The 20,782-nt window shown below is 34.9% G+C and carries 21 protein-coding genes; 19 read left to right on the top strand and 2 right to left on the bottom strand.

Annotation, left to right across the window (positions count from 1 at the left end; genetic code table 11):
• Positions 1-52 precede the first annotated feature (52 nt).
• Complete coding sequence (locus tag ACPX19_RS05085; RefSeq protein WP_426431888.1) at positions 53-589, top strand: OmpH family outer membrane protein; 537 nt, start codon at positions 53-55, stop codon at positions 587-589.
• A 29-nt stretch (positions 590-618) separates the two neighbouring features.
• Here the strand turns inward: ACPX19_RS05085 and ACPX19_RS05080 are convergent, their stop codons facing one another.
• Positions 619-1,776 carry an ATP-binding protein gene (locus ACPX19_RS05080; RefSeq protein WP_426431887.1) on the bottom strand — a complete coding sequence of 386 codons (1,158 nt, stop codon included), beginning with the start codon at positions 1,774-1,776 and terminating at the stop codon, positions 619-621.
• Between the two features lie 155 nt (positions 1,777-1,931).
• Here ACPX19_RS05080 and ACPX19_RS05075 point away from each other — a divergent pair, with 155 nt between their 5' ends.
• The 3 genes from ACPX19_RS05075 to ACPX19_RS05065 all read left to right on the top strand — a co-directional run bounded on the left by ACPX19_RS05075 (position 1,932) and on the right by ACPX19_RS05065 (position 5,752).
• Entirely contained in the window at positions 1,932-3,119 is a 1,188-nt protein-coding gene (locus ACPX19_RS05075) for a phosphoglycerate kinase (RefSeq protein WP_426431886.1), read from the top strand.
• A 107-nt stretch (positions 3,120-3,226) separates the two neighbouring features.
• Positions 3,227-4,744: a LysM peptidoglycan-binding domain-containing protein gene (locus ACPX19_RS05070; RefSeq protein ID WP_426431884.1), complete on the top strand. Its 1,518-nt coding sequence runs from the start codon at positions 3,227-3,229 to the stop codon at positions 4,742-4,744.
• 24 nt (positions 4,745-4,768) lie between these two features.
• A complete protein-coding gene (locus ACPX19_RS05065) occupies positions 4,769-5,752 on the top strand; it encodes a DUF4837 family protein (protein ID WP_426431883.1) in 984 nt (327 codons plus the stop codon).
• A gap of 50 nt (positions 5,753-5,802) precedes the next feature.
• Here ACPX19_RS05065 and tatA read toward each other — a convergent pair whose 3' ends face one another.
• Complete coding sequence (tatA, locus tag ACPX19_RS05060) at positions 5,803-5,988, bottom strand: twin-arginine translocase TatA/TatE family subunit (RefSeq protein WP_426431882.1); 186 nt, start codon at positions 5,986-5,988, stop codon at positions 5,803-5,805.
• Between the two features lie 113 nt (positions 5,989-6,101).
• On the opposite strand from tatA, the gene ACPX19_RS05055 reads away from it, so the two are divergent.
• From ACPX19_RS05055 to cysN, 15 genes are all read left to right on the top strand, one after another.
• Positions 6,102-6,971, top strand: a complete 870-nt coding sequence (locus ACPX19_RS05055) for a M23 family metallopeptidase (RefSeq protein WP_426431881.1) — start codon at positions 6,102-6,104, stop codon at positions 6,969-6,971.
• Entirely contained in the window at positions 6,971-8,473 is a 1,503-nt protein-coding gene (locus tag ACPX19_RS05050) for a GH3 auxin-responsive promoter family protein (RefSeq protein ID WP_426431880.1), read from the top strand. The genes ACPX19_RS05055 and ACPX19_RS05050 overlap by 1 nt, the downstream gene beginning before the upstream one ends.
• 27 nt (positions 8,474-8,500) lie before the next feature.
• Entirely contained in the window at positions 8,501-10,192 is a 1,692-nt protein-coding gene (locus ACPX19_RS05045; RefSeq protein WP_426431879.1) for a DUF6909 family protein, read from the top strand.
• Positions 10,193-10,195: 3 nt separating this feature from the next.
• Positions 10,196-11,251, top strand: a complete 1,056-nt coding sequence (locus tag ACPX19_RS05040; protein WP_426431878.1) for a hypothetical protein — start codon at positions 10,196-10,198, stop codon at positions 11,249-11,251.
• The gene (rfbB, locus tag ACPX19_RS05035; protein WP_426431877.1) at positions 11,244-12,266 is read left to right on the top strand and encodes a dTDP-glucose 4,6-dehydratase; all 1,023 of its coding nucleotides are present in this window, start codon (positions 11,244-11,246) and stop codon (positions 12,264-12,266) included. The genes ACPX19_RS05040 and rfbB overlap by 8 nt, the downstream gene beginning before the upstream one ends.
• Complete coding sequence (gene rfbA / locus ACPX19_RS05030; RefSeq protein WP_426431876.1) at positions 12,263-13,126, top strand: glucose-1-phosphate thymidylyltransferase RfbA; 864 nt, start codon at positions 12,263-12,265, stop codon at positions 13,124-13,126. The genes rfbB and rfbA overlap by 4 nt, the downstream gene beginning before the upstream one ends.
• A 1-nt stretch (position 13,127) precedes the next feature.
• A complete protein-coding gene (gene rfbC / locus ACPX19_RS05025; protein WP_426431874.1) occupies positions 13,128-13,673 on the top strand; it encodes a dTDP-4-dehydrorhamnose 3,5-epimerase in 546 nt (181 codons plus the stop codon).
• A complete protein-coding gene (rfbD, locus tag ACPX19_RS05020; protein ID WP_426431873.1) occupies positions 13,670-14,527 on the top strand; it encodes a dTDP-4-dehydrorhamnose reductase in 858 nt (285 codons plus the stop codon). Before rfbC ends, rfbD begins: the two co-directional genes overlap by 4 nt.
• Before the next feature lie 74 nt (positions 14,528-14,601).
• Positions 14,602-15,717 (top strand): GDP-mannose 4,6-dehydratase, encoded by a 1,116-nt coding sequence (gmd, locus tag ACPX19_RS05015; RefSeq protein ID WP_426431872.1) that lies wholly within the window; start codon positions 14,602-14,604, stop codon positions 15,715-15,717.
• Positions 15,718-15,722: 5 nt separating this feature from the next.
• The gene (locus tag ACPX19_RS05010) at positions 15,723-16,787 is read left to right on the top strand and encodes a GDP-L-fucose synthase family protein (protein WP_426431871.1); all 1,065 of its coding nucleotides are present in this window, start codon (positions 15,723-15,725) and stop codon (positions 16,785-16,787) included.
• Positions 16,756-17,553 carry a 3'(2'),5'-bisphosphate nucleotidase CysQ gene (gene cysQ, locus ACPX19_RS05005; protein ID WP_426431870.1) on the top strand — a complete coding sequence of 266 codons (798 nt, stop codon included), beginning with the start codon at positions 16,756-16,758 and terminating at the stop codon, positions 17,551-17,553. The genes ACPX19_RS05010 and cysQ overlap by 32 nt, the downstream gene beginning before the upstream one ends.
• Before the next feature lies 1 nt (position 17,554).
• Complete coding sequence (locus ACPX19_RS05000) at positions 17,555-17,983, top strand: DUF2061 domain-containing protein (protein ID WP_426431869.1); 429 nt, start codon at positions 17,555-17,557, stop codon at positions 17,981-17,983.
• Between the two features lies 1 nt (position 17,984).
• Positions 17,985-18,587, top strand: coding sequence for an adenylyl-sulfate kinase (cysC, locus tag ACPX19_RS04995; protein WP_426431868.1), 603 nt, complete (start codon positions 17,985-17,987; stop codon positions 18,585-18,587).
• Positions 18,580-19,485: a sulfate adenylyltransferase subunit CysD gene (gene cysD, locus ACPX19_RS04990; protein WP_426431867.1), complete on the top strand. Its 906-nt coding sequence runs from the start codon at positions 18,580-18,582 to the stop codon at positions 19,483-19,485. The genes cysC and cysD overlap by 8 nt, the downstream gene beginning before the upstream one ends.
• A 14-nt stretch (positions 19,486-19,499) precedes the next feature.
• Positions 19,500-20,756 (top strand): sulfate adenylyltransferase subunit CysN, encoded by a 1,257-nt coding sequence (gene cysN / locus ACPX19_RS04985; protein WP_426431865.1) that lies wholly within the window; start codon positions 19,500-19,502, stop codon positions 20,754-20,756.
• The last annotated feature ends 26 nt before the right edge of the window (positions 20,757-20,782 follow it).

Genomic DNA, 20,782 nt, shown 5'->3' with positions numbered 1-20,782 from the left:
CAAAACACAAGTCAACTTTTATACATTTGCAAAAATTAAATCAAACATAAAAATGAAAAACATATTAGTAGCCATTTTGGTTTTGGCTTCATTTACATCTTGTCAAGAACAAGATAAAGTTGCTTTTGTTGATAATGCGAAAGTTGTTAAAGAATTTAATAAGAAAAAAGATTTCGAAGCAAAGTTTCAGACTAAAATAGATGTTTTCAATAAAAAAGCAGATAGTTTAGATAAAGCTATTCAAATTGAAGCACAATCTTTTCAAGCAAGAGCAGCAAAAATGAACCAGAGTAAAGCAGAGCAAGAGTATCAATCATTACTTCAAAAAAAACAAATGCAAGACTACCAAATAGCCAATGAGGAGAAAATGCTTCAAGCAGAAGGACAGAAAGAAATAGACACTTTAGTTAAACAAGTAAAAGCTTTTGTAAAAGATTATGGTAAAAAGAACGGGTACACATTCATTCTAGGAGCTAATGAAGCGGGAAGTGTTCTTTATGGCTCTGAAGATAAAGATATTACAGAAGAGGTTATAAAAGCGCTAAATGGTGATACTAAACAAGAAAAAGAAGAAACCTCAAAAGAGTAATTGTTAATCTTTAAAATTATAAAGCCAAGCTATGCTTGGCTTTTTTTATGCAATAACCTTGTTAATTTAATAGACAAATCAGTAAGGATTATTTTAGAATTTCCGTTACGCTCAATATGGTAAATGGCATCTTGTAGTTCGTCAGAAATTCCCATAATATTGGCATCGTGCACAAAAGGAGCAAACTTTTCGAGCTGAAAATTTTCAGCTCGAGATTCTAAATATACTAAACTATTAGAGCCATAATTAAGGAGCAATGCCTGCCTAAAATAGTTCAGGCAAAACGCAAGGAACTTCTTCTGCGTTTCACGGCCTGTTTTAGCAATTTCTTCGGACCATGAAATCAAATCGTGTATAGCTTTTTTATTTCCCCTTGCCTTAAATGCTGATCGCACCCAAAACACAAACCATTTTTCAAACTGAAGATCTTCACTGTCTTGATAAATAAGATCGCAAGCTTTGTTATAGTTACCATTGGCTTGATGAGCTATTCTTGTGGCCACAGATTTTTCTATGTGATAATTTGCCACTAAGGCGTCAGAAATGACGTCTTCGGCCAAAGGAGGGAAATGTAATATTTGACAGCGGGAGAGAATAGTACTGATAATTTGCTCTTCATCTTCAGCAATGAGAATAAATATTGTTTTTTCAGGCGGCTCCTCTATAAGTTTTAGCAATTTGTTGGCTGCTGAGGTATTTATTTTTTCAGCCATCCATATGATCATTACTTTGTAACCACCTTCGTAAGACTTTAAAGATAATGATTTTACTATTTCGGTAGCTTCATCAACACCGATTTGACCTTGTTTATTGTCGACGCCAAGCAATTTATACCAATCAAACAAATTTCCATAGGGCTGTTGTTCAAGTAGTTGTCGCCATTCCTCTAGGTAAAAATTAGAAACGGGTTTACTTTTCACCTTATCACTAGTGGTTACAGGAAATGCAAAATGCAAGTCTGGATGCGAAAAGTTTTTAAACTTCAGATTGCAAGATTCATTTCCACCGGTATTTTCACCATTAGTATTTTTACACAATATATATTGGGCATAGGCTAATGCCATTGGTAAAGTGCCAGAACCCTCTGGGCCAACAAATAATTGTGCGTGAGCAATTCTACCAGCATCTACGCTGGTGGTAAGGTGGTTTTTTATATGTGTTTGTCCTAGAACTTCAGAAAAAAGCATAGCGCAAAACTATGTAATATTTTAAAGTCTTTAAAAAATATCTTTTTTTATGAATTCTTTTATCTTCTTATTGATTTCATCTTGTCAATTGCTCAATATGAACTTATATTTGTTAAAACAATAAAAGTGAATAACAATCCGAATTCTTAACACTCATGAAAACATTAAACGATTTTAATTTTGAAAATAAAAGAGCATTAATTCGTGTAGACTTTAATGTGCCATTAAATGATAATTTTGAAGTTACGGATAACACAAGAATCATTTCGGCAAAGCCAACTATAATAAAGGTTTTAGAAGATGGAGGTAGCTGTGTTTTAATGTCTCACCTTGGGAGACCAAAAGGCGCGCAAGATGAATTTTCATTAAAACATATTGTTTCAGAAATTGAAGATGTTTTGGGTGTTGAGGTGAAGTTTGCAAGCGATTGTGTTGGCCAAGAAGCAGAAGATAAAGCGAATGCTTTACAACCCGGAGAAATTCTTTTACTGGAAAATTTGCGTTTTCATAAAGAGGAAGAGCAAGGTGACAGGTCTTTTGCAGAAAAATTGTCTAAGTTGGGTGATATCTATGTAAATGATGCCTTCGGAACAGCGCATAGAGCGCACGCATCTACTACAATTGTGGCTCAGTTTTTCCCAGAAGCAAAATGTTTTGGACACTTATTAGCTAAAGAAATCGAAAGCATTAAAAAAGTGTTAGAAGATGGTGAAAAGCCCGTATTAGCAGTTCTTGGTGGCGCAAAGGTATCTTCAAAAATCACTGTTATTGAGAACATTTTAGATAAAATAGATCATCTTATCATTGGAGGCGGAATGACATTTACGTTCATAAAGGCTTTGGGTGGAAAGGTAGGGGATTCTATCTGTGAAGATGATAAAATGGAATTGGCTTTAGACATTTTAAAGCAAGCTGAAGCTAAAGGTGTTAAAATTCACCTTCCAGTTGATGTCGTTGCTGCAGATGCTTTTAGTAATAATGCCAACACACAAGTTTGCGACGTAAGACAAATACCAGATGGCTGGCAAGGTTTAGATGCTGGTCCAAAATCATTAAAAATATTTGACGCTGTTGTAAACGAAAGTAAAACCATTCTTTGGAATGGTCCTTTAGGAGTTTTTGAAATGAAAACTTTTTCTAAAGGTACTATAGCCCTTGGAAATTCCATTGCAAATGCCACCAAGAATGGGGCTTTTTCTTTAGTAGGAGGAGGGGATTCGGTTGCGGCAGTAAAGGAATTTGGTTTTGAAGATAAAGTAAGCTATGTGAGTACTGGTGGTGGTGCTATGCTAGAAAGCCTTGAAGGAAAAACGCTTCCAGGTATTGCTGCTATTTTGGAATAATCTTTTTCTTAAAAATGAGTGCTTAAATATTAAGATTTTAATCACAAATCATAAAAAGTACTATTTTTAGACCTACCAACGTTACGTATAGTAGGTCTTTTTAATATATGCATTACAAATTCAACATTTTATTAATTGTCTTTGGCTTGGGTACTTTTGGATTTTCTCAGTCAAAAACAGACACTATAATTGATGGCAAACCCATCATAAATGGAAAAGTTATTCTTGCAGAACCAGATACTTTAGGTATTAAAAACCTTAAAGATTTATCTGAAGCAGCAGAACTAGATCAAAAGTGGCTAGAAGAACTCTATAGTAATGCTTTATACGACACCATCTATAAATCAGTAACCGAACTTACTTACGAACCTATAGATTATCCTGAATTATCAACCGACACTTTAAAAGCAAGGTTAAAGCGGTTAAATGCTAGAACACCTTTTAATATAGAGTACAACCCGTCTTTAGAAAGTGTTATTAAAAGATACTTAAAACACAGAAGAACATCTTTAGAGCGTCTAATGGGCCTAAGCCATTTTTATTTTCCAATGTTCGAAGCCGAGTTTGATAATCATGACATCCCACTGGAAATGAAGTATTTATCTATTGTAGAATCTGCATTAAAACCAAAAGCAAGATCTAGGGTGGGTGCTACAGGATTGTGGCAATTTATGTTCGGCACAGGAAAAGAATATGGTCTAGATGTGAGCAGTTACGTGGATGAACGAAGTGATCCAATTAGATCTACTACAGCCGCGGCGAAATATCTGTCTAGACTGTATAAAATTTTTGGCGATTGGGATTTGGCGTTAGCAGCGTACAATTCAGGACCTGGTAATGTAAACAAAGCTATAAGACGCTCTGGCGGCTACACAAATTATTGGAATATTAGACCAAACCTACCACGTGAAACAGCGGGCTATGTGCCAGCATTTTTAGCAACAATGTATATTTTTGAATTTGCTGAAGAACATGGTTTTAAACCAGAACGACCTTCGTTTCAACTAATACAAACAGATACGGTACATGTAAAACAGATGATTACCTTAGATCAGGTAGCAGAAACCACAGGTGTAAATATTGAAGAACTTCAGTTTTTAAATCCATCTTACAAATTAGACATTATACCCAAAATTGAAGGCAAAACCTATACTCTGCGTTTGCCAAGAGAAGCGATAGGTGTGTTTACTACAAACGAAGAAAAGATTTACGCTTTTGCAAAAGCAGAATTTGACAAACGCGAAAAACCCTTACCAGAACTGATAAAGGAAGACACAAAAACAACGTATCGTGTTAAAAGCGGTGATTATTTGGGTAAAATAGCTAGACGCTATGGAGTAAGGGTGAGCCAGATAAAACGATGGAATGGATTAAGAAGCAACAATCTAAAAATAGGACAGCGCTTAACAATTTATCCAAGAAATCCAGCTACAAGCCCAAACCCTGCAACACCCCAAAAAACAACAAGTAATAAAGGTAGAAAAACCTACACAGTGCAATCTGGAGATTCACTTTGGAGCATAGCACAAAAATTTTCTGGAGTTTCTGTTCAAAATCTTAAAGATTGGAACGATATTAGTGGTAATAAACTCAAAATAGGAATGACACTTATAGTGTCTGAGTAATAAACCAACAAAAAACACTTATTTATGAGAACGCTATATGTATTTTTATTCTGCCTGTTGCTTACCGCTTGTGGAGATAAAAAAGAAGGGGATAACAAAAGATATCTTCCCAAATCCAACGGAAACCTAAACAGCATTTCAGTTGTGGTAGATAATGAACTATGGGAGGGAAAAGTAGGTGAGAATATAAGAGAAATATTTGCCGCTTCTATTTATGGCTTACCAGTAGATGAGCCAATGTTTAAGTTACGCCAGATACCACCACAAGTGTTTGATGGGTTTGCTACTAGAAGCAGAATAATTCTCAAAATTGAAAAAGGCAATAACATAGAGCCTACTGTAAAAATTGCAAATGAAGCATTTGCCAAACCACAAATAATAGCTATAGTTGGAGGTAAAACAAATGAAGAGATAATTTACCAGCTTACAGAAGCAAAAGACAAGATTATTGATGCTTTTAACAAAGAAGAAGTAAAGGAAAAGCAAAGACGAATAAAACTAGATTTGTTAGATGTGAGCGATATCGATAAAAAATTAGGTTTTACTGTAAACATTCCTTCTGCATATAGAATAGCCAAAGCAGATGATGATTTCTTTTGGATTAGAAAAAATCTAAGTAATTCTAAAACTATTGAAGTAATGTTTTATGAAGTGCCGTTAGAAACGATATCTCAAGGCGATAGTACGGTCGTAGATATCGTAAAAATGCGTGACCATATTACAAAAACAAAGATTCCTGGAGAAGATGGTATTTATATGGCAGTTGATGATGCGTATGCGCCGGGAATGTTTGATGCTATAATAGATAACAAACCTGCTTATGAAATAAGAGGTATTTGGGAAATGAGGGGGTTTACTATGGCGGGCCCATTTATAACATATGCTATTGAAGATAAAGTAAACAAACGTTATCTTATAGCAGATGGTTATGTTTATGCACCATCATTAAGTAAGGCAGAATATGTCTTTGAGCTGGAATCGATTATAAAATCAATTAAAATTAAATAATAAAAAAGCCAACTTTTAAAGTTGGCTTTTTTGTATCAAACAGAAATCGTTTATTCTTTTTCTTTCTTATCAGAAGTCTCGTCTTTACTTGCATCCTTAAACTCCTTGATACCACTTCCCAACCCCCTCATTAGTTCGGGGATTTTTTTACCTCCAAACAATAATAAGACGGCCAAAGCAATTAAGACCCATGAACCAGGACCGATTGCGCCTAAAAATATACTACTAGAAATCATAATTTCAAATTTAGATAGCAAAGTTAGTAATTAAACTTTAATTATAACGTTGTATTCTCAACTTTAATAACTATTCCGAGTGCTGTTTCACTATTTTATTTAATTTTGTTTTAATGGCAAAAAAGAAAAAGAAAGAAAAGAAGTTTACCAAAAAATTACTTCATAAGTATCGTCTTGTAATACTAAACGAAGATACTTTTGAAGAACGATTTGCAATAAAACTAACACGACTTAATGTGTTTGTACTAACTTCTTTTTCTGCAATTTTACTTGTGTTTTTAACGATACTTCTAATAGCATTTACACCTTTAAGAGAATATATTCCCGGCTATTCCTCGGCAAAGCTAAAAAAAGAAGCTTCTATGCTAAACTACAAGACAGACTCTTTGGTACAGGAATTAGAATTAAATAAGCGCTATTATGCCTCAATACGAAAAGTACTTACAGGAGATGTTGCAACTATAGATTTTGATAGAGATTCAGTAATTGAAGCTGCAAAAAACGACCCAGACATTCTACAAACAACAACCAATAGAGAAGATTCTTTGTTGAGAGATAAGGTAGAAAAAGAAGATAAGTATAATCTTTTTGATGACACTTCTAGTCAAAATAACTTTGTGTTGTTTCCGCCAGTAAACGGAACCATATCTGAAGGTTACAACATAGAAGATAAACATTATGCAGTAGATGTTGTTGTGGCAACAAATACACCGGTTAAAGCAACTGCCGATGGCACGGTAATTTTTGCAGAATGGACAGTAGAAACAGGTTATGTCGTTATTATAGAGCACAATCAAGAATTGATATCTGTATACAAACACAACGCGGCCATAACAAAATCTCAAGGCGATTTGGTAAAAGCAGGTGAAGTTATAGCAATGTCTGGTAATACAGGTGAATTAAGTACTGGACCGCATCTTCATTTTGAATTATGGAGCAAAGGTTATCCAGTAAATCCAACCAATTTTATTGATTTTCAGTAATGCCGTCAATTAAAGCAGCACTATCAAAACCCTTTGCAAAATTAGTAGCAAAGCGTATCAACAAATGGGCTTCTCAACCAGTAGAAACCCAAGACAAAGTGTTTCAAAATCTTATTAAAGAAGCTAAAAACACTGTTTTTGGAAAAGATCATAAGTTTGATACTATTCAATCATATGAAGACTTTAAAAAGTCAGTTCCTATAAGAGACTATGAATCCCTAAGGCCTTATGTAGAGCGTGTTGTAAAAGGCGAAGAAAATATACTCTGGAAAGGAAAGCCCATTTATTTTGCCAAAACCTCCGGAACAACATCTGGATCAAAGTACATTCCCATCACAAAAGAAAGTATGCCTACTCACGTAGAAGCCGCCAGAAACGCAATACTGCTCTACATAAACGAAACGGGAAATTCAAAATTTGTTGACGGTAAAATGATTTTTCTTCAAGGAAGTCCCATCTTAGAAGAAAAAAATGGCATAAAAATCGGGAGACTCTCAGGCATTGTAGCGCATTATGTGCCCAAATATCTTCAAAAAAACAGAATGCCAACTTTGGTGACCAATTGCATAGAAGATTGGGAAACTAAAGTAAACGCTATTGTGGATGAAACCTTAGGAGAAGATATGACTGTTATTTCTGGAATACCGTCTTGGGTGCAGATGTATTTTGAAAAGCTGATCGAAAGAAAGGGACAGAAAGTTGGTGAGATATTTAAAAATTTCAACTTGTTTATTTTCGGTGGAGTTAATTACGAACCTTACAGAGCAAAGTTCGAAAATTTAATAGGCCGTAAAGTTGATAGTATTGAACTTTATCCTGCAAGTGAAGGTTTTTTTGCATTTCAGGACAAGCAAGATGAAAAAGGTATGTTGTTACAATTAAACTCAGGCATATTTTATGAGTTTATTGAAGCTGAACACTTTTTTGAAGAAAACCCAGAGCGTATCACCATAAAGGATGTTAAGCTTGGGGTTAATTATGTGATGATTATTTCCACAACCGCAGGGCTTTGGGCCTATAACATTGGAGATACGGTAGAATTTACATCATTAAAACCGTATAGAGTTATTGTAAGTGGTAGGATAAAACACTTTATTTCAGCCTTTGGCGAACATGTTATAGGGAAGGAAGTAGAGCAAGCACTAAAAGAAGCTATAGCAAATACAGAGATAACGGTAAACGAATTTACTGTAGCGCCACAAATTAACCCACCTGAAGGATTACCATATCACGAGTGGTTTATAGAGTTTGAAACAGAGCCAAAAAACGAATTAAAGTTAATACAAGATTTAGAAAGCTCTCTTCAAAAGCAAAATAGTTATTACTTTGATTTAATAGAGGGAAAGGTTTTAAGACCTTTGGTAATAACCAAGGTTAAAAAAGATGGGTTTCAAAACTATATGAAATCCATAGGAAAACTTGGAGGCCAGAATAAAATACCAAGATTATCGAATGATAGAAAAATAGCTGACGCCATATATAAACTTCAATTAACTAAATAAAGCTATATTTGCGGGTTAAAATAATGTATGGGTACAACTAACAAAAGACACGAAAGAACAAGAGCACAAGAAAGTTCCAACGCAATAGAACGCATGTATATTACTATGCGTCATTTATTTAACCGTGGGTTTTATAAACCCATGGGAGTTTCTGGCGAAACCCTAAGAGAAGCTTTACTTCTTCTAAGACCAGAAATATATGGCTCTATTGGTGAAGAAAAAGCTGAATTAGATGGTTTATTGTATGTAATAGACCGCTTACCACAAGGTATAGAGGAGTGTACTTTTATTAACTTGACAAGTGATGAAGGTTATGCCAATTCGCATTTTAAGCCTATAATTCCACCCAAGAGAAGACGCAATTGTTATCGTATAGACGATGAACAGATGAATATCGAAATTACACGAGGCCGTTCAGAAATCTATGATATTTTAACCCATCTTACGTTTCTGTTTGTTGAATCTCATAAAATCAGTAAACGTGTTCTTATAAGCGAAGAGGGCGCAACAGTAAGAGATTGGCAAAAACTAGAAAACGCTGTACTGTCTTCTAAGAAGCTAACCCAAAAAGAACGTGAAATTGCCATAACGCATACCGCTAATATTTTAGGAAGAACGTTTAATGAGTTAACAGAAGCGTATCCTAAGTTTGCAACAGACAATCAACCAGAACGATTGTTGCACATAGTTTATTGGCTAGGGAAATTAGCCATAGAAGAGGTCGTAAGAGGTAACAAAAGAACCATTACGTTTAGCCCTGTTCTAAGGGAACGATTAGGGCACCACATTCATGGCGAAATTTGGGCCGATAATATTAAGTCTATACTTCATAAAAAAGGGTTACTTCAAAGGCCAATTCACATTATAAGTGCCAATATGCATAGTGTTATGAACTCTCTATTTGCTAAAGGAACACTAAAAGGCGAAGATGCTAAAAAGAACATTTATGAGATTTATGAAACACTTAGCAACCCAAAAAATTCCACCCTTCGCAATAAAGTAGAAAAAGCAGCGTTGCAAAACGGGATGATATATATAAAAGATACATCCGGGACCAACATTGATGTTCAGATTTTTGATACTGATAAAATAGATTTTTCTAAGACAGGCTTTGATTACTCTGAATCAGAAAAGGAAAATAAAGCTGTTATTTTTGTTATGGATTATGCTTTTGGGGAACAAGCCTATGAGACCTTAGACGAGTTTTTAAAGCCCTTAAAAGTTGATGGCGAAAAAGTTCATTTGGATGTTAAGTCTATTTCAATTATGGGCAAAGCGGGAATTTTAGAAGGAGGCAAAGGAGACATAATGATTCCATCAGCTCATATTTTTGAAGGCACTGCTGATAATTATCCTTTTAAAAACGAACTAAGTAAAAACGATTTATTAGATTGCGGAGTAGATGTTTATGAGGGCACAATGATAACAGTATTAGGAACATCATTACAGAATAAAGAGATTTTAAAATTTTTCAAAAAGTCTACATGGAATGTTATTGGATTAGAAATGGAAGGGGCGCATTACCAAAAAGCAATTCAGGCAGCATCAAAAGTACGAGGCAGTATAAATGAAGATGTTAAAGTTAGATACGCCTATTATGCGAGTGACAATCCATTAGAAACAGGCAGCACCTTAGCTTCTGGCGGTTTAGGAACATCTGGAGTTAAACCCACATATGTGATTACAAAAAAAATACTAGAACAAATATTTAATTCTTAAAATATGAGTGATAAATTACCTCAAGAATCTCAAAATGAAGAAGTTGATTTAGGGCAATTATTTAATGCAATCGGAAAGCTTTTTGAAAAACTTTTTTCATTTATAGGTCAATTAATAAAAGGGATTTTTTCTGCAATAATTTTTTCTCTAAAGCCAATTGTCAACAATTTCAAGATGATTCTAATCATTTTAATGGCTTCGGCTCTAATAGGCTTTGTTGTTGAGAGGTTAAGAGCGCCAATTTATGTATCTGACATGCTGGTAAGACCATACTATGATTCTAAGTATCAACTTGCCAATAATGTAGATTATTTTAATGCGCTAATTGGTTCAGAAAACTATAAAGAGCTATCAAACATTTTTGAAATTGACAGTTCAACTACGGCTAAGGAATTAATAGGGTTTGAAATTGAAATTGGTCCAGAAACACAAAACGATCTTTTAAAAGAGTACGATGATTATCTCAAATCTTTAGATAGTACATTGGCTGTAGAAGTAACATATGAAGACTTTATAGAAAATAGGGACATCCTAGCAGGAAGTATTTTTTCAATCAAAGCAAAAGCCACAAACAATGACATATTTCCTAGTCTTGAACAGGGTTTTATAAAGACATTTGAAAATGAATATTCCACAAAACTAAAGGCAAGATCCGATTCAATTAGACAAGTTCAAAAGCTTAACTACCTCGTAGAACTAGAGAGAATAGAAAACCTACAAAAAACATATCTAGACATTAAGACCAATGAATCTAATAAAGGTGAGGTAAGGTTAGGAGTTGATGGTCTTATTCCTTTAATACAAGAAAAAACTGAAACCAAGGAATTTGAATTGTTTCAAGAAGAGCTAAGAATAAGAAATGCTCTTAGGTTGCTTGAGGAAGAAGCCCTTGAAGAAAGTGAATATTACGATATATTGTCTTCTTTTGAAGAAGTTGGTACTGTGGAATTAGATATAATGGAGAGATTTTCATTAGTTTTTCCCTTAGTTTGTCTATTAATAATGATAATAGTTTATATCGCACTCAGGATTTTTAAATTCATAAAAGAATATGAATAAAAAAACAGCTATACTTATTTCTGGAGGAGCAGGATTTATTGGTTCAAATTTCATAGAACATTTTTTAGAGGAACATAACAATATAAAGATTTTGAATTTAGACAAGCTCACCTATGCAGGCGAGCTTTCTAATTTAAACAAAGTAGAAAACAACATTAACTATGAGTTTGTTAAAGGAGATATTTGTGATACGTCTTTAGTGCAAGAGCTTTTTAATAAACATAATTTTTCAGGGGTTATTCATTTTGCTGCTGAGTCTCATGTTGATAACTCAATAAAGAGTCCTGACGCTTTTATAAATACCAATGTTTATGGCACTTTCAATTTATTGAATGTAGCCAAGGCTAATTGGATGAAGGCTCCTTTTACGCCAAAGAAGGGGTGCGAAAACAATAGATTTCTCCATATTTCAACAGATGAGGTCTATGGTACCTTAGGCGAATCCGGTTTATTTACCGAAACCACACCCTATGCACCAAACAGCCCTTATAGTGCATCAAAAGCATCTTCGGACTTTATTGTCAGGAGTTATTTTCATACCTACGGAATGAATGTTGTAACCACCAACTGCAGTAATAATTATGGGCCTAAGCAGCACGACGAAAAACTTATTCCTACAATTATTAGAAAGGCTATCCAAGGAGAAAAAATACCTATTTATGGAGATGGCAAGAACATTAGAGATTGGCTTTTTGTTAAAGATCATTGTAAGGGAATAGCCTTAGCATACCAAAAAGGTAAAAGTGGAGAAACATATAATATTGGAGGGAAAAATGAAAGAGACAATCTTTATATTGCCAATAGAATTTGCGAAATATTAGACAGTATAAAGCCAAAACAAAATAAATATTCAGATCAGATTACTTTTGTAAAAGATAGGCCAGGTCACGATTTTAGGTATGCTATAGATGCCTCTAAGATTGAAAATGAATTAGGCTGGAAAGCAGAAGAAAATTTTGAGACAGGTATTGTAAAAACAGTCCAATGGTATTTGGATAAATACGAAAAACAATGAAAGGAATTGTACTAGCAGGTGGTTCAGGAACACGTTTACATCCACTTACTTTGGCTGTAAGCAAACAACTTATGCCAATCTATGACAAGCCTATGATTTACTATCCCATTTCAACCTTAATATGGGCTGGCATAAAAGACATCCTCATCATTTCAACACCAGTGGACTTACCCCTTTTTAAAAGGCTTTTAGGAGACGGGAAAGCTTATGGGTGTAACTTTCATTATGAGGTTCAAGAGCATCCTAATGGACTCGCTGAAGCTTTTATAATTGGCGAAGATTTCATAGGCAAAGATAAAGTAGCCTTAATTCTAGGCGACAACATTTTTTACGGAACAGGATTGGCAGAGTTACTTCAAAAAAACAACAATCCTGATGGTGGTATTATCTATGCCTACCATGTTCAAGATCCAGAACGTTATGGTGTAGTAGAATTTGATAAAATCGGACAAGTAATTTCTATTGAAGAAAAACCCCAAAACCCTAAATCTAATTTTGCTGTTCCCGGGATATATTTTTATGACAATTCTGTCGTAGAGGTTGCAAAAAACATTAAACCAAGTAGTAGAGGTGAGCTTGAGATTACTGATATTAACAAAGTATATTTAAGACAAAATAGATTAAATGTTAGTGTTTTAGACAAGGGCACTGCTTGGTTGGATACCGGAACATTTAAATCTTTAATGCAGGCCTCTCAATTTGTTCAAGTCATAGAGGACAGGCAGGGCCTCAAAATAGGATCGATAGAAGAAGCAGCTTATAGAATGGGATTTATAAATAGCGTGCAGCTAGAAAAAATAGCTTTAACACTAACAAAAAGTGGTTATGGTAAATATTTACTAAACTTACTTAAGGAATAAAATGCTGGTAAAGGAAACGAATTTAAAAGGATGTTTAATCATAGAGCCTCGAGTTTTTATGGACAAAAGAGGTTACTTTGTTGAAAGCTTTAATAAAAAAAAGTTTAAGGAATCCACAGGAATTAGTATTGATTTTGTACAAGACAATGAATCAAAGTCTTCAAAAGGAGTATTAAGAGGCTTGCATTATCAAAGAGGAAATTTTGCTCAAGCAAAATTAGTTAGAGTCATTTCGGGAAGTGTTTTAGACGTTGCGGTTGATTTAAGAACCGATTCTAAAACCTTTGGAGAACACGTTTCAGTTATTTTATCAGGAGAAAACAAAACCCAGCTGTATGTTCCAAGGGGATTTGCACATGGCTTCTTGGTTTTAGAAGATGACACTACGTTTTGTTATAAATGCGACAACTATTACAACAAGGAAAGTGAAGCAGGCATAATATATAATGATAAAGACTTAAACATAGATTGGAATTTACCAAACATGGATCTAATAATTTCTGAAAAAGATCAAATCTTACCCACCTTTAAAAATGCCGATTTATGAAAAAGGCCATAGTTCTTGGTGCAGACGGTCAGTTGGGTAAAACATTGTTTTTGCTATCAAAAAATATAGATGTTGATTTTTTATTTTGTAGCAAATCCGAGACAGATATAACGAACAAGGAAAGCCTAAGAAAGGTTTTTCATAAAACAAATTTTGAATATTGCATAAACTGTGCTGCTTATACAAATGTTGAAAAAGCAGAAGATGAGATTGAAAAGGCAATTTTAATTAATGCAAACGGTGTTAGAAATATAGCAGAAGTTTGTAAAGAAAATAGCACAAAGCTCATACACATTTCAACAGATTATGTTTTTGACGGCACAAATGATAAACCATATAAAACAACGGACTTAACTAACCCTATTAACCAATATGGCAAATCCAAACTTTTAGGAGAAAAGTATCTAAAAGAAGTTTTAAAAGAGCATTATATTATCAGAACGTCTTGGTTGTACTCACCCTTTGGTAAAAACTTTGTAAAAACCATTATAAAGCATATTCAAAACGATGCAAATTTAAAGATCACCACTAAAGAGATAGGAACACCAACTAGTTGTATAGAATTATCAAGGTTTATAATTTTTTTAATGATCAAGGACAATATTTCTTATGGTATATATCATTTTTCAGCAAGGGGAAGTACAACATGGTATGATTTCGCAATTGAAATAGCAGAAAACTATGACCCTAAAAAAGTATCCTATATTTCAGCAACAGACAATTTTAAAACACGAGCCCAAAGACCCGAATATAGCGTTTTAGATATTTCAAAAACAGAAAAAATATATGGTCAGTTACCAAAATGGCAAAATAGCCTAAAAGAAGTTTTAGAAGAGTTAAAAAAGTTCCCTTAATCGTATTATAACAACTTTAAGTTTAATAATATTTTACCTTTGCACTTTAAAAGCGCAAGCTAAGACATAAAAGAATGAAAAAAACAGCATTAATAACAGGAGTAACAGGTCAAGACGGAGCATATTTAAGTGAATTCCTGTTAAAAAAGGGGTATATCGTCCATGGCATAAAACGAAGATCTTCATTGTTTAATACGGATAGGATAGACCATTTGTACCAGGATCCGCATGTAGACAATCAGAACTTCTTTTTGCACTACGGCGATTTGACAGACAGCACCAATCTTATTCGGATAATTCAGGCTGTTAAGCCAGATGAAATATACAATTTGGCAGCAATGAGTCACGTTCACGTCTCATTTGAAACCCCTGAATATACTGCTAACGCAGATGGTATAGGTACTCTAAGGATTTTGGAGGCTGTGAGGATGTTAGGTTTAGAAAAAACAACTAGGATTTATCAAGCCTCTACATCGGAGTTATATGGAAAGGTGCAAGAAGTTCCCCAAACAGAAACAACACCTTTTTACCCCAGAAGCCCTTATGCGGTGGCTAAGATGTATGCCTATTGGATTACGGTTAACTACAGAGAGGCTTACGGAATATTTGCTTGTAACGGTATATTATTTAATCACGAGTCGCCAATACGAGGGGAGACTTTTGTAACAAGAAAGATAACCCGAGCAACAGCTAGAATTGCTTTAGGTATGCAAGACAAAATGTATCTAGGCAATTTAGATGCTCAAAGAGATTGGGGACATGCAAAAGACTATATAAGAATGATGTGGCTTATTCTACAGGCAGATCAACCTGAAGATTGGGTAATTGCAACAGGAAAAACCACAACAGTCAGAGACTTTATCAGAATGTGCTTTAAACACGTTGGAATTGAATTAGAGTTCGTTGGAAAAGGCTCTGATGAAAAAGGTTATATAAAGTCTTGTACAAATAAAGATTATCAATTAGAGGTTGGCCAAGAGGTGGTCGCGGTAGATGAACGCTATTACAGACCAACGGAAGTAGATTTGTTAATTGGTGACGCCACAAAGGCCAAGGAAAAATTAGGGTGGGTTCCTAAGTATGATTTACCAGCATTAGTTGAAGATATGATGACTAGCGACTTAAAGTTAATGAAAAAAGAGCAGTATTTAAAGGACGGTGGTTACCGAATCAATAATTACTTTGAGTAACCAATATGAAAATGGATTCAAAAATATACGTTGCAGGTCATAGAGGTCTCGTGGGTAGTGCAATTTTAGAAAACTTAAAACAAAAGGGCTACAACAACATTGTTACTCGAACCCACAAAGAGCTAGATCTAACAAATCAGATAGATACTGAACTTTTTTTTAAGTCTGAACAACCAGAATATGTGTTTTTGGCAGCTGCCAAGGTAGGAGGTATTGTAGCTAACAACGTATACAGAGCCGACTTTATCCATCATAATTTAATGATTCAAAATAACGTTATTCATCAGAGTTACGTTAATAACGTTAAAAAACTACTTTTCTTAGGAAGTACATGTATCTATCCAAAAAACTGTCCCCAACCTATGAGAGAAGATTATCTGCTCACAGACACCCTTGAATACACCAACGAACCCTATGCCATAGCAAAAATCGCAGGCATTAAAATGTGTGAAAGTTACAATTTACAATATGGCACCAATTTTATTTCTGTAATGCCAACTAACCTTTATGGTCCTAATGATAATTTTGATTTAGAAAAGTCGCACGTACTTCCGGCATTAATCAGAAAAATTCATTTAGCTAAATTATTGGCTGAAGGACAAGAAGAAGCTGTTAGACTTAATCTTGAAAAGGCAACTTTTGAAGAAGCAGAGAAGTATTTAAACGAGTTCGGTGTTACTGGTAAATCCGTAGAAATTTGGGGCAGCGGAATGCCTAAAAGAGAGTTTTTATGGTCAGAAGACATGGCAGATGCCTGTATATTCATTATGGAAAACAGAAACTTTAGTGATACTTTTATAAAAGGACAAGCTGAAATTAGAAACACCCATATCAATATTGGCACAGGAAAGGAAGTTTCTATAAAAGAATTAGCCGAAATCATTAAAGATGAAATAGGATTTACAGGAAACCTAGTGTTCAATAAAAACAAACCAGACGGCACAATGCAAAAACTCACTGATGTTACCAAGCTTCATAGTTTGGGCTGGAAACACAAAATAGAATTACAAGAAGGCATTAGAAAAATATATGATTGGTATGTTGAACAAACACATAGAGCTAGCCATTAGCGCCTCCTTAGAAGCGGGAAAGGCCATTATGGATATTTATGATTCGGTTATCGAAGTCGAGTATAAAGATGACAAGTCTCCATTAACTGAAGCTGATAAACGGGCTAATACCGTTATTAATTCATATTTAAAAACAGCTTCAATTCCAATTATTTCAGAAGAAAATAAACAAACGGATTATGAGCTGAGAAAAACATGGAATAAATGCTGGCTTGTAGATCCTGTGGATGGCACTAAAGAGTTTATAAAACGAAATGGTGAGTTTACCGTAAATATTGCACTTGTTGAGAATGGTTTACCAAAACTGGGCGTAATTTATGTGCCGGCAATCAAAACCTTATACTATGGAAATGCAGAAGAAAAAAAGGCATTCAAAGCCATTTTAAGTTCGCACGATTCTACCATAAATGAAGTTTTAAATTTATCAAAACCGTTACGGCCAAAAAATAACACTTCAAATAAGGTAGAAGTGGTAGGCAGTAGATCACATATGAACGAAGACACTTTAGATTTTATCGACGCTTTAAAAAATGAAGGAAAGGATGTTGAAATTGTGTCCAAAGGAAGCTCATTAAAATTTTGTCTAGTCGCTGAAGGTAATGCAGATGTTTATCCGCGTTATGCACCAACGATGGAATGGGATACCGCAGCGGGTCATGCCATATGTAATGCCGTGGGTATAAAAGTGATTTCAAAAGCAACCAATGCACCATTAACCTACAATAAAGAAAATTTATTGAACAGTTATTTCCTTGTAAGCAAATAGCATGGCAGACGTTTCCTACAAACGACATATAGCAAAAACCGTTACTTGGAGAATTATAGGGACTTTAGACACCATAGTTCTTTCATGGATAATTACTGGAGATCCTTTAGCTGGCGTAAAGATTGGAATAGCCGAAGTTACAACTAAGAGTGTGCTGTATTATCTTCATGAGAGAGTTTGGTATAAGATTAATTTAACAAGAGACGGAGTTCTTCTCGAAAGTAGAAAGCGACATATAGCAAAAACCTTCACATGGAGATTTATAGGAACGCTAGACACAATGACTTTGGCATGGATTATATCAGGAAATCCACTAGCGGCATTACAGATAGGCTTTGCCGAAGTTATAACAAAAATGTTACTATACTATTTGCACGAGCGCGCTTGGTACAGGATAAATTTTGGTTTAACAAAGAGAAACAATGATTAATATGGGAAAAAATATTATAGCTCATGATTATCAGATTTCTATAAAAGATAGAAGACAAAGTAACGGACACAATTCTTTTCTGCTATGGTTTACTGGACTATCAGGCTCAGGCAAATCAACAATCGCAAATGTTGTAGAGCAAAAGCTTCATCAAAAAGGCATCAAAACCTACACCCTAGATGGCGATAATATTAGAAAGGGTATAAATAATGATTTAACTTTTTCTCCAGAAGACAGGACAGAAAACATTCGCCGAATAGCTGAGGTCGCTAATTTAATGGTGAATGCAGGTTTAGTGACACTTGCAGCGTTTGTATCTCCTTATAAAAAAGACCGCGAGAATATTAGAACTATTGTTAAAGATGTTAACTTTGTCGAAGTTTACATTAATACTAGCGTTGAAGAATGTGAACGTAGAGACGTAAAGGGTCTATACAAAAAGGCTAGATTGGGGGAAATTAAAAACATGACTGGAATTTCTGCACCTTACGAAGTTCCAGAAAACCCAGATATTGAAATAAAAACAGAATACGAATCCGTAGAAGCGGCAGCTCAAAGGATTATTGATTTTATAACACCAAAATTAAAGCTCTATAATGAGTAAATATTATTTAAATTATCTAGATGAGTTAGAAAGCGAGGCTATTTTTGTTCTAAGAGAAGTTTGGGCTCAATTTGATAACCCAGTAATACTATTCTCAGGTGGCAAGGACTCTATAGTTGTAACGCACTTAGCCAAAAAAGCTTTCCATCCATGTAAAATTCCATTTCCTCTTATGCATGTAGATACAGGTCATAATTTTCCTGAAACCATAGCATTTAGAGACAATATTATCAAAGAGCTAGGGGTTAAATTAATTGTAGGCTCAGTCCAGGAATCTATTGACGAAGGTCGGGTAGCCGAGGAAAGAGGAAAAAATGCCACCCGAAATGCGCTTCAAATCACAACGCTTTTAGATGCTATTGAAGCCAATAAAATAGATTGTGCAATTGGTGGTGGAAGACGAGATGAAGAAAAAGCAAGGGCAAAAGAACGCTTTTTCTCCCATAGAGATGATTTTGGACAATGGGATCCCAAAAATCAACGACCAGAATTGTGGAATATCTTTAACGGAAGGCACTTCGAAGGAGAGCATTTTAGAGCTTTCCCCATTAGTAATTGGACCGAAATGGATGTTTGGAACTATATAAAACGAGAAAACATTACCATTCCATCCCTTTATTTTGCTCACGAGCGCGAAGTGGTTTGGCGTCAAAATTCTTGGATACCTAACTCAGAATTCCTAGTGCTTGAAGAGCATGAAGAAGTAGTAACTAAGAAAATTAGGTTTAGAACCCTTGGAGATATTACCATTACAGGTGGTATAGAATCTGATGCTGATACTATAGAAAAAATTGCTGATGAGGTTTCTGGCATGCGGCAAACAGAACGAGGCAATAGAAGTGATGACAAGCGCTCTGAGTCAGCAATGGAAGACAGAAAAAGACAGGGTTATTTTTAAGGAAAACACAAGAAATGTTAGACAACAACCAACTTTTAAGATTTACAACAGCAGGAAGCGTAGATGATGGAAAAAGCACCTTAATAGGAAGGCTACTTTATGACTCTAAATCTATCTTTGAGGACCAGTTAGAAGCCATAGAACATACCAGTAAGAAAAAGGGGCACGACGGTGTAGATTTAGCATTGTTTACTGATGGATTAAGAGATGAGAGAGAGCAAGGCATCACTATAGATGTGGCTTATAGATATTTTACAACACCAAAGCGTAAATTTATTATTGCAGATACACCAGGACACATTCAATACACGCGCAACATGGTTACAGGTGCTTCTACGGCCAATGCGGCTATAATTTTAGTAGATGCGCGTCACGGAGTTATCGAGCAAACAAGACGACACGCTTTTATAGCATCTTTATTGCAAATCCCACACATTATTGTATGTATCAACAAAATGGATTTAGTTGATTTTAGCGAAGAAGCATACGAAAAGGTTATTAATCAATTTGAAGAGTTTTCATCCAAGTTATTAGTTAAGGATATTAGATTTATTCCTATTTCAGCTTTACTGGGCGATAATGTTGTAAACCGTTCAACCAATATGCAATGGTACCAAGGAGCACCTTTACTGCACACCTTAGAAACAATGCATATAAGTAGCGATATTAATAAGGTAGATGCACGTTTTCCTGTGCAAACTGTGCTAAGACCTCAAAGTGATGATGCTAATAGAGACTACAGAGGTTACGCAGGAAGGATAGCTAGTGGTGTTTTTAGGCCTGGCGATGAAATTACCGTTATGCCATCGGGCTTTACAAGTAAAATCAAATCAATAGACACTTATAATGGTGCAGTTAATGAAGCCTTTGCGCCAATGTCCGTTTCTATTACATTAGAAGATGATATAGATATTAGTAGAGGCGATATGATAGTTCGCTCAAATAATAAACCTGAAGCCTCTCAAGATATTGAAGTAATGCTATGTTGGTTAAATAACAGCCCAGCTAAACCAAGGGCAAAATACACTATAAAGCATACATCTAATGATCAAAAGGCGATGATTAGAGAGGTAGTTTATAAAATAGATATTAATACTTTAGACCGTAACACTGATAACAAGGAGTTAGAGATGAATGATATTTCTAAGGTAAAGATAAGAACTACCAAACCTCTTATGATAGATTCTTACAGAGAAAACAGAACAACAGGAAGTATCATCTTGGTAGATGATGCCACAAATGAAACTGTTGCTGCTGGGATGGTTGTTTAACAACGGCGGGAGAATATTTTCAACTT

It is taken from the genome of Winogradskyella sp. HB-48 (assembly GCF_049942685.1).
GTDB lineage: Bacteria > Bacteroidota > Bacteroidia > Flavobacteriales > Flavobacteriaceae > Winogradskyella.
This window is presented reverse-complemented; position numbering and strand designations above follow the sequence as displayed.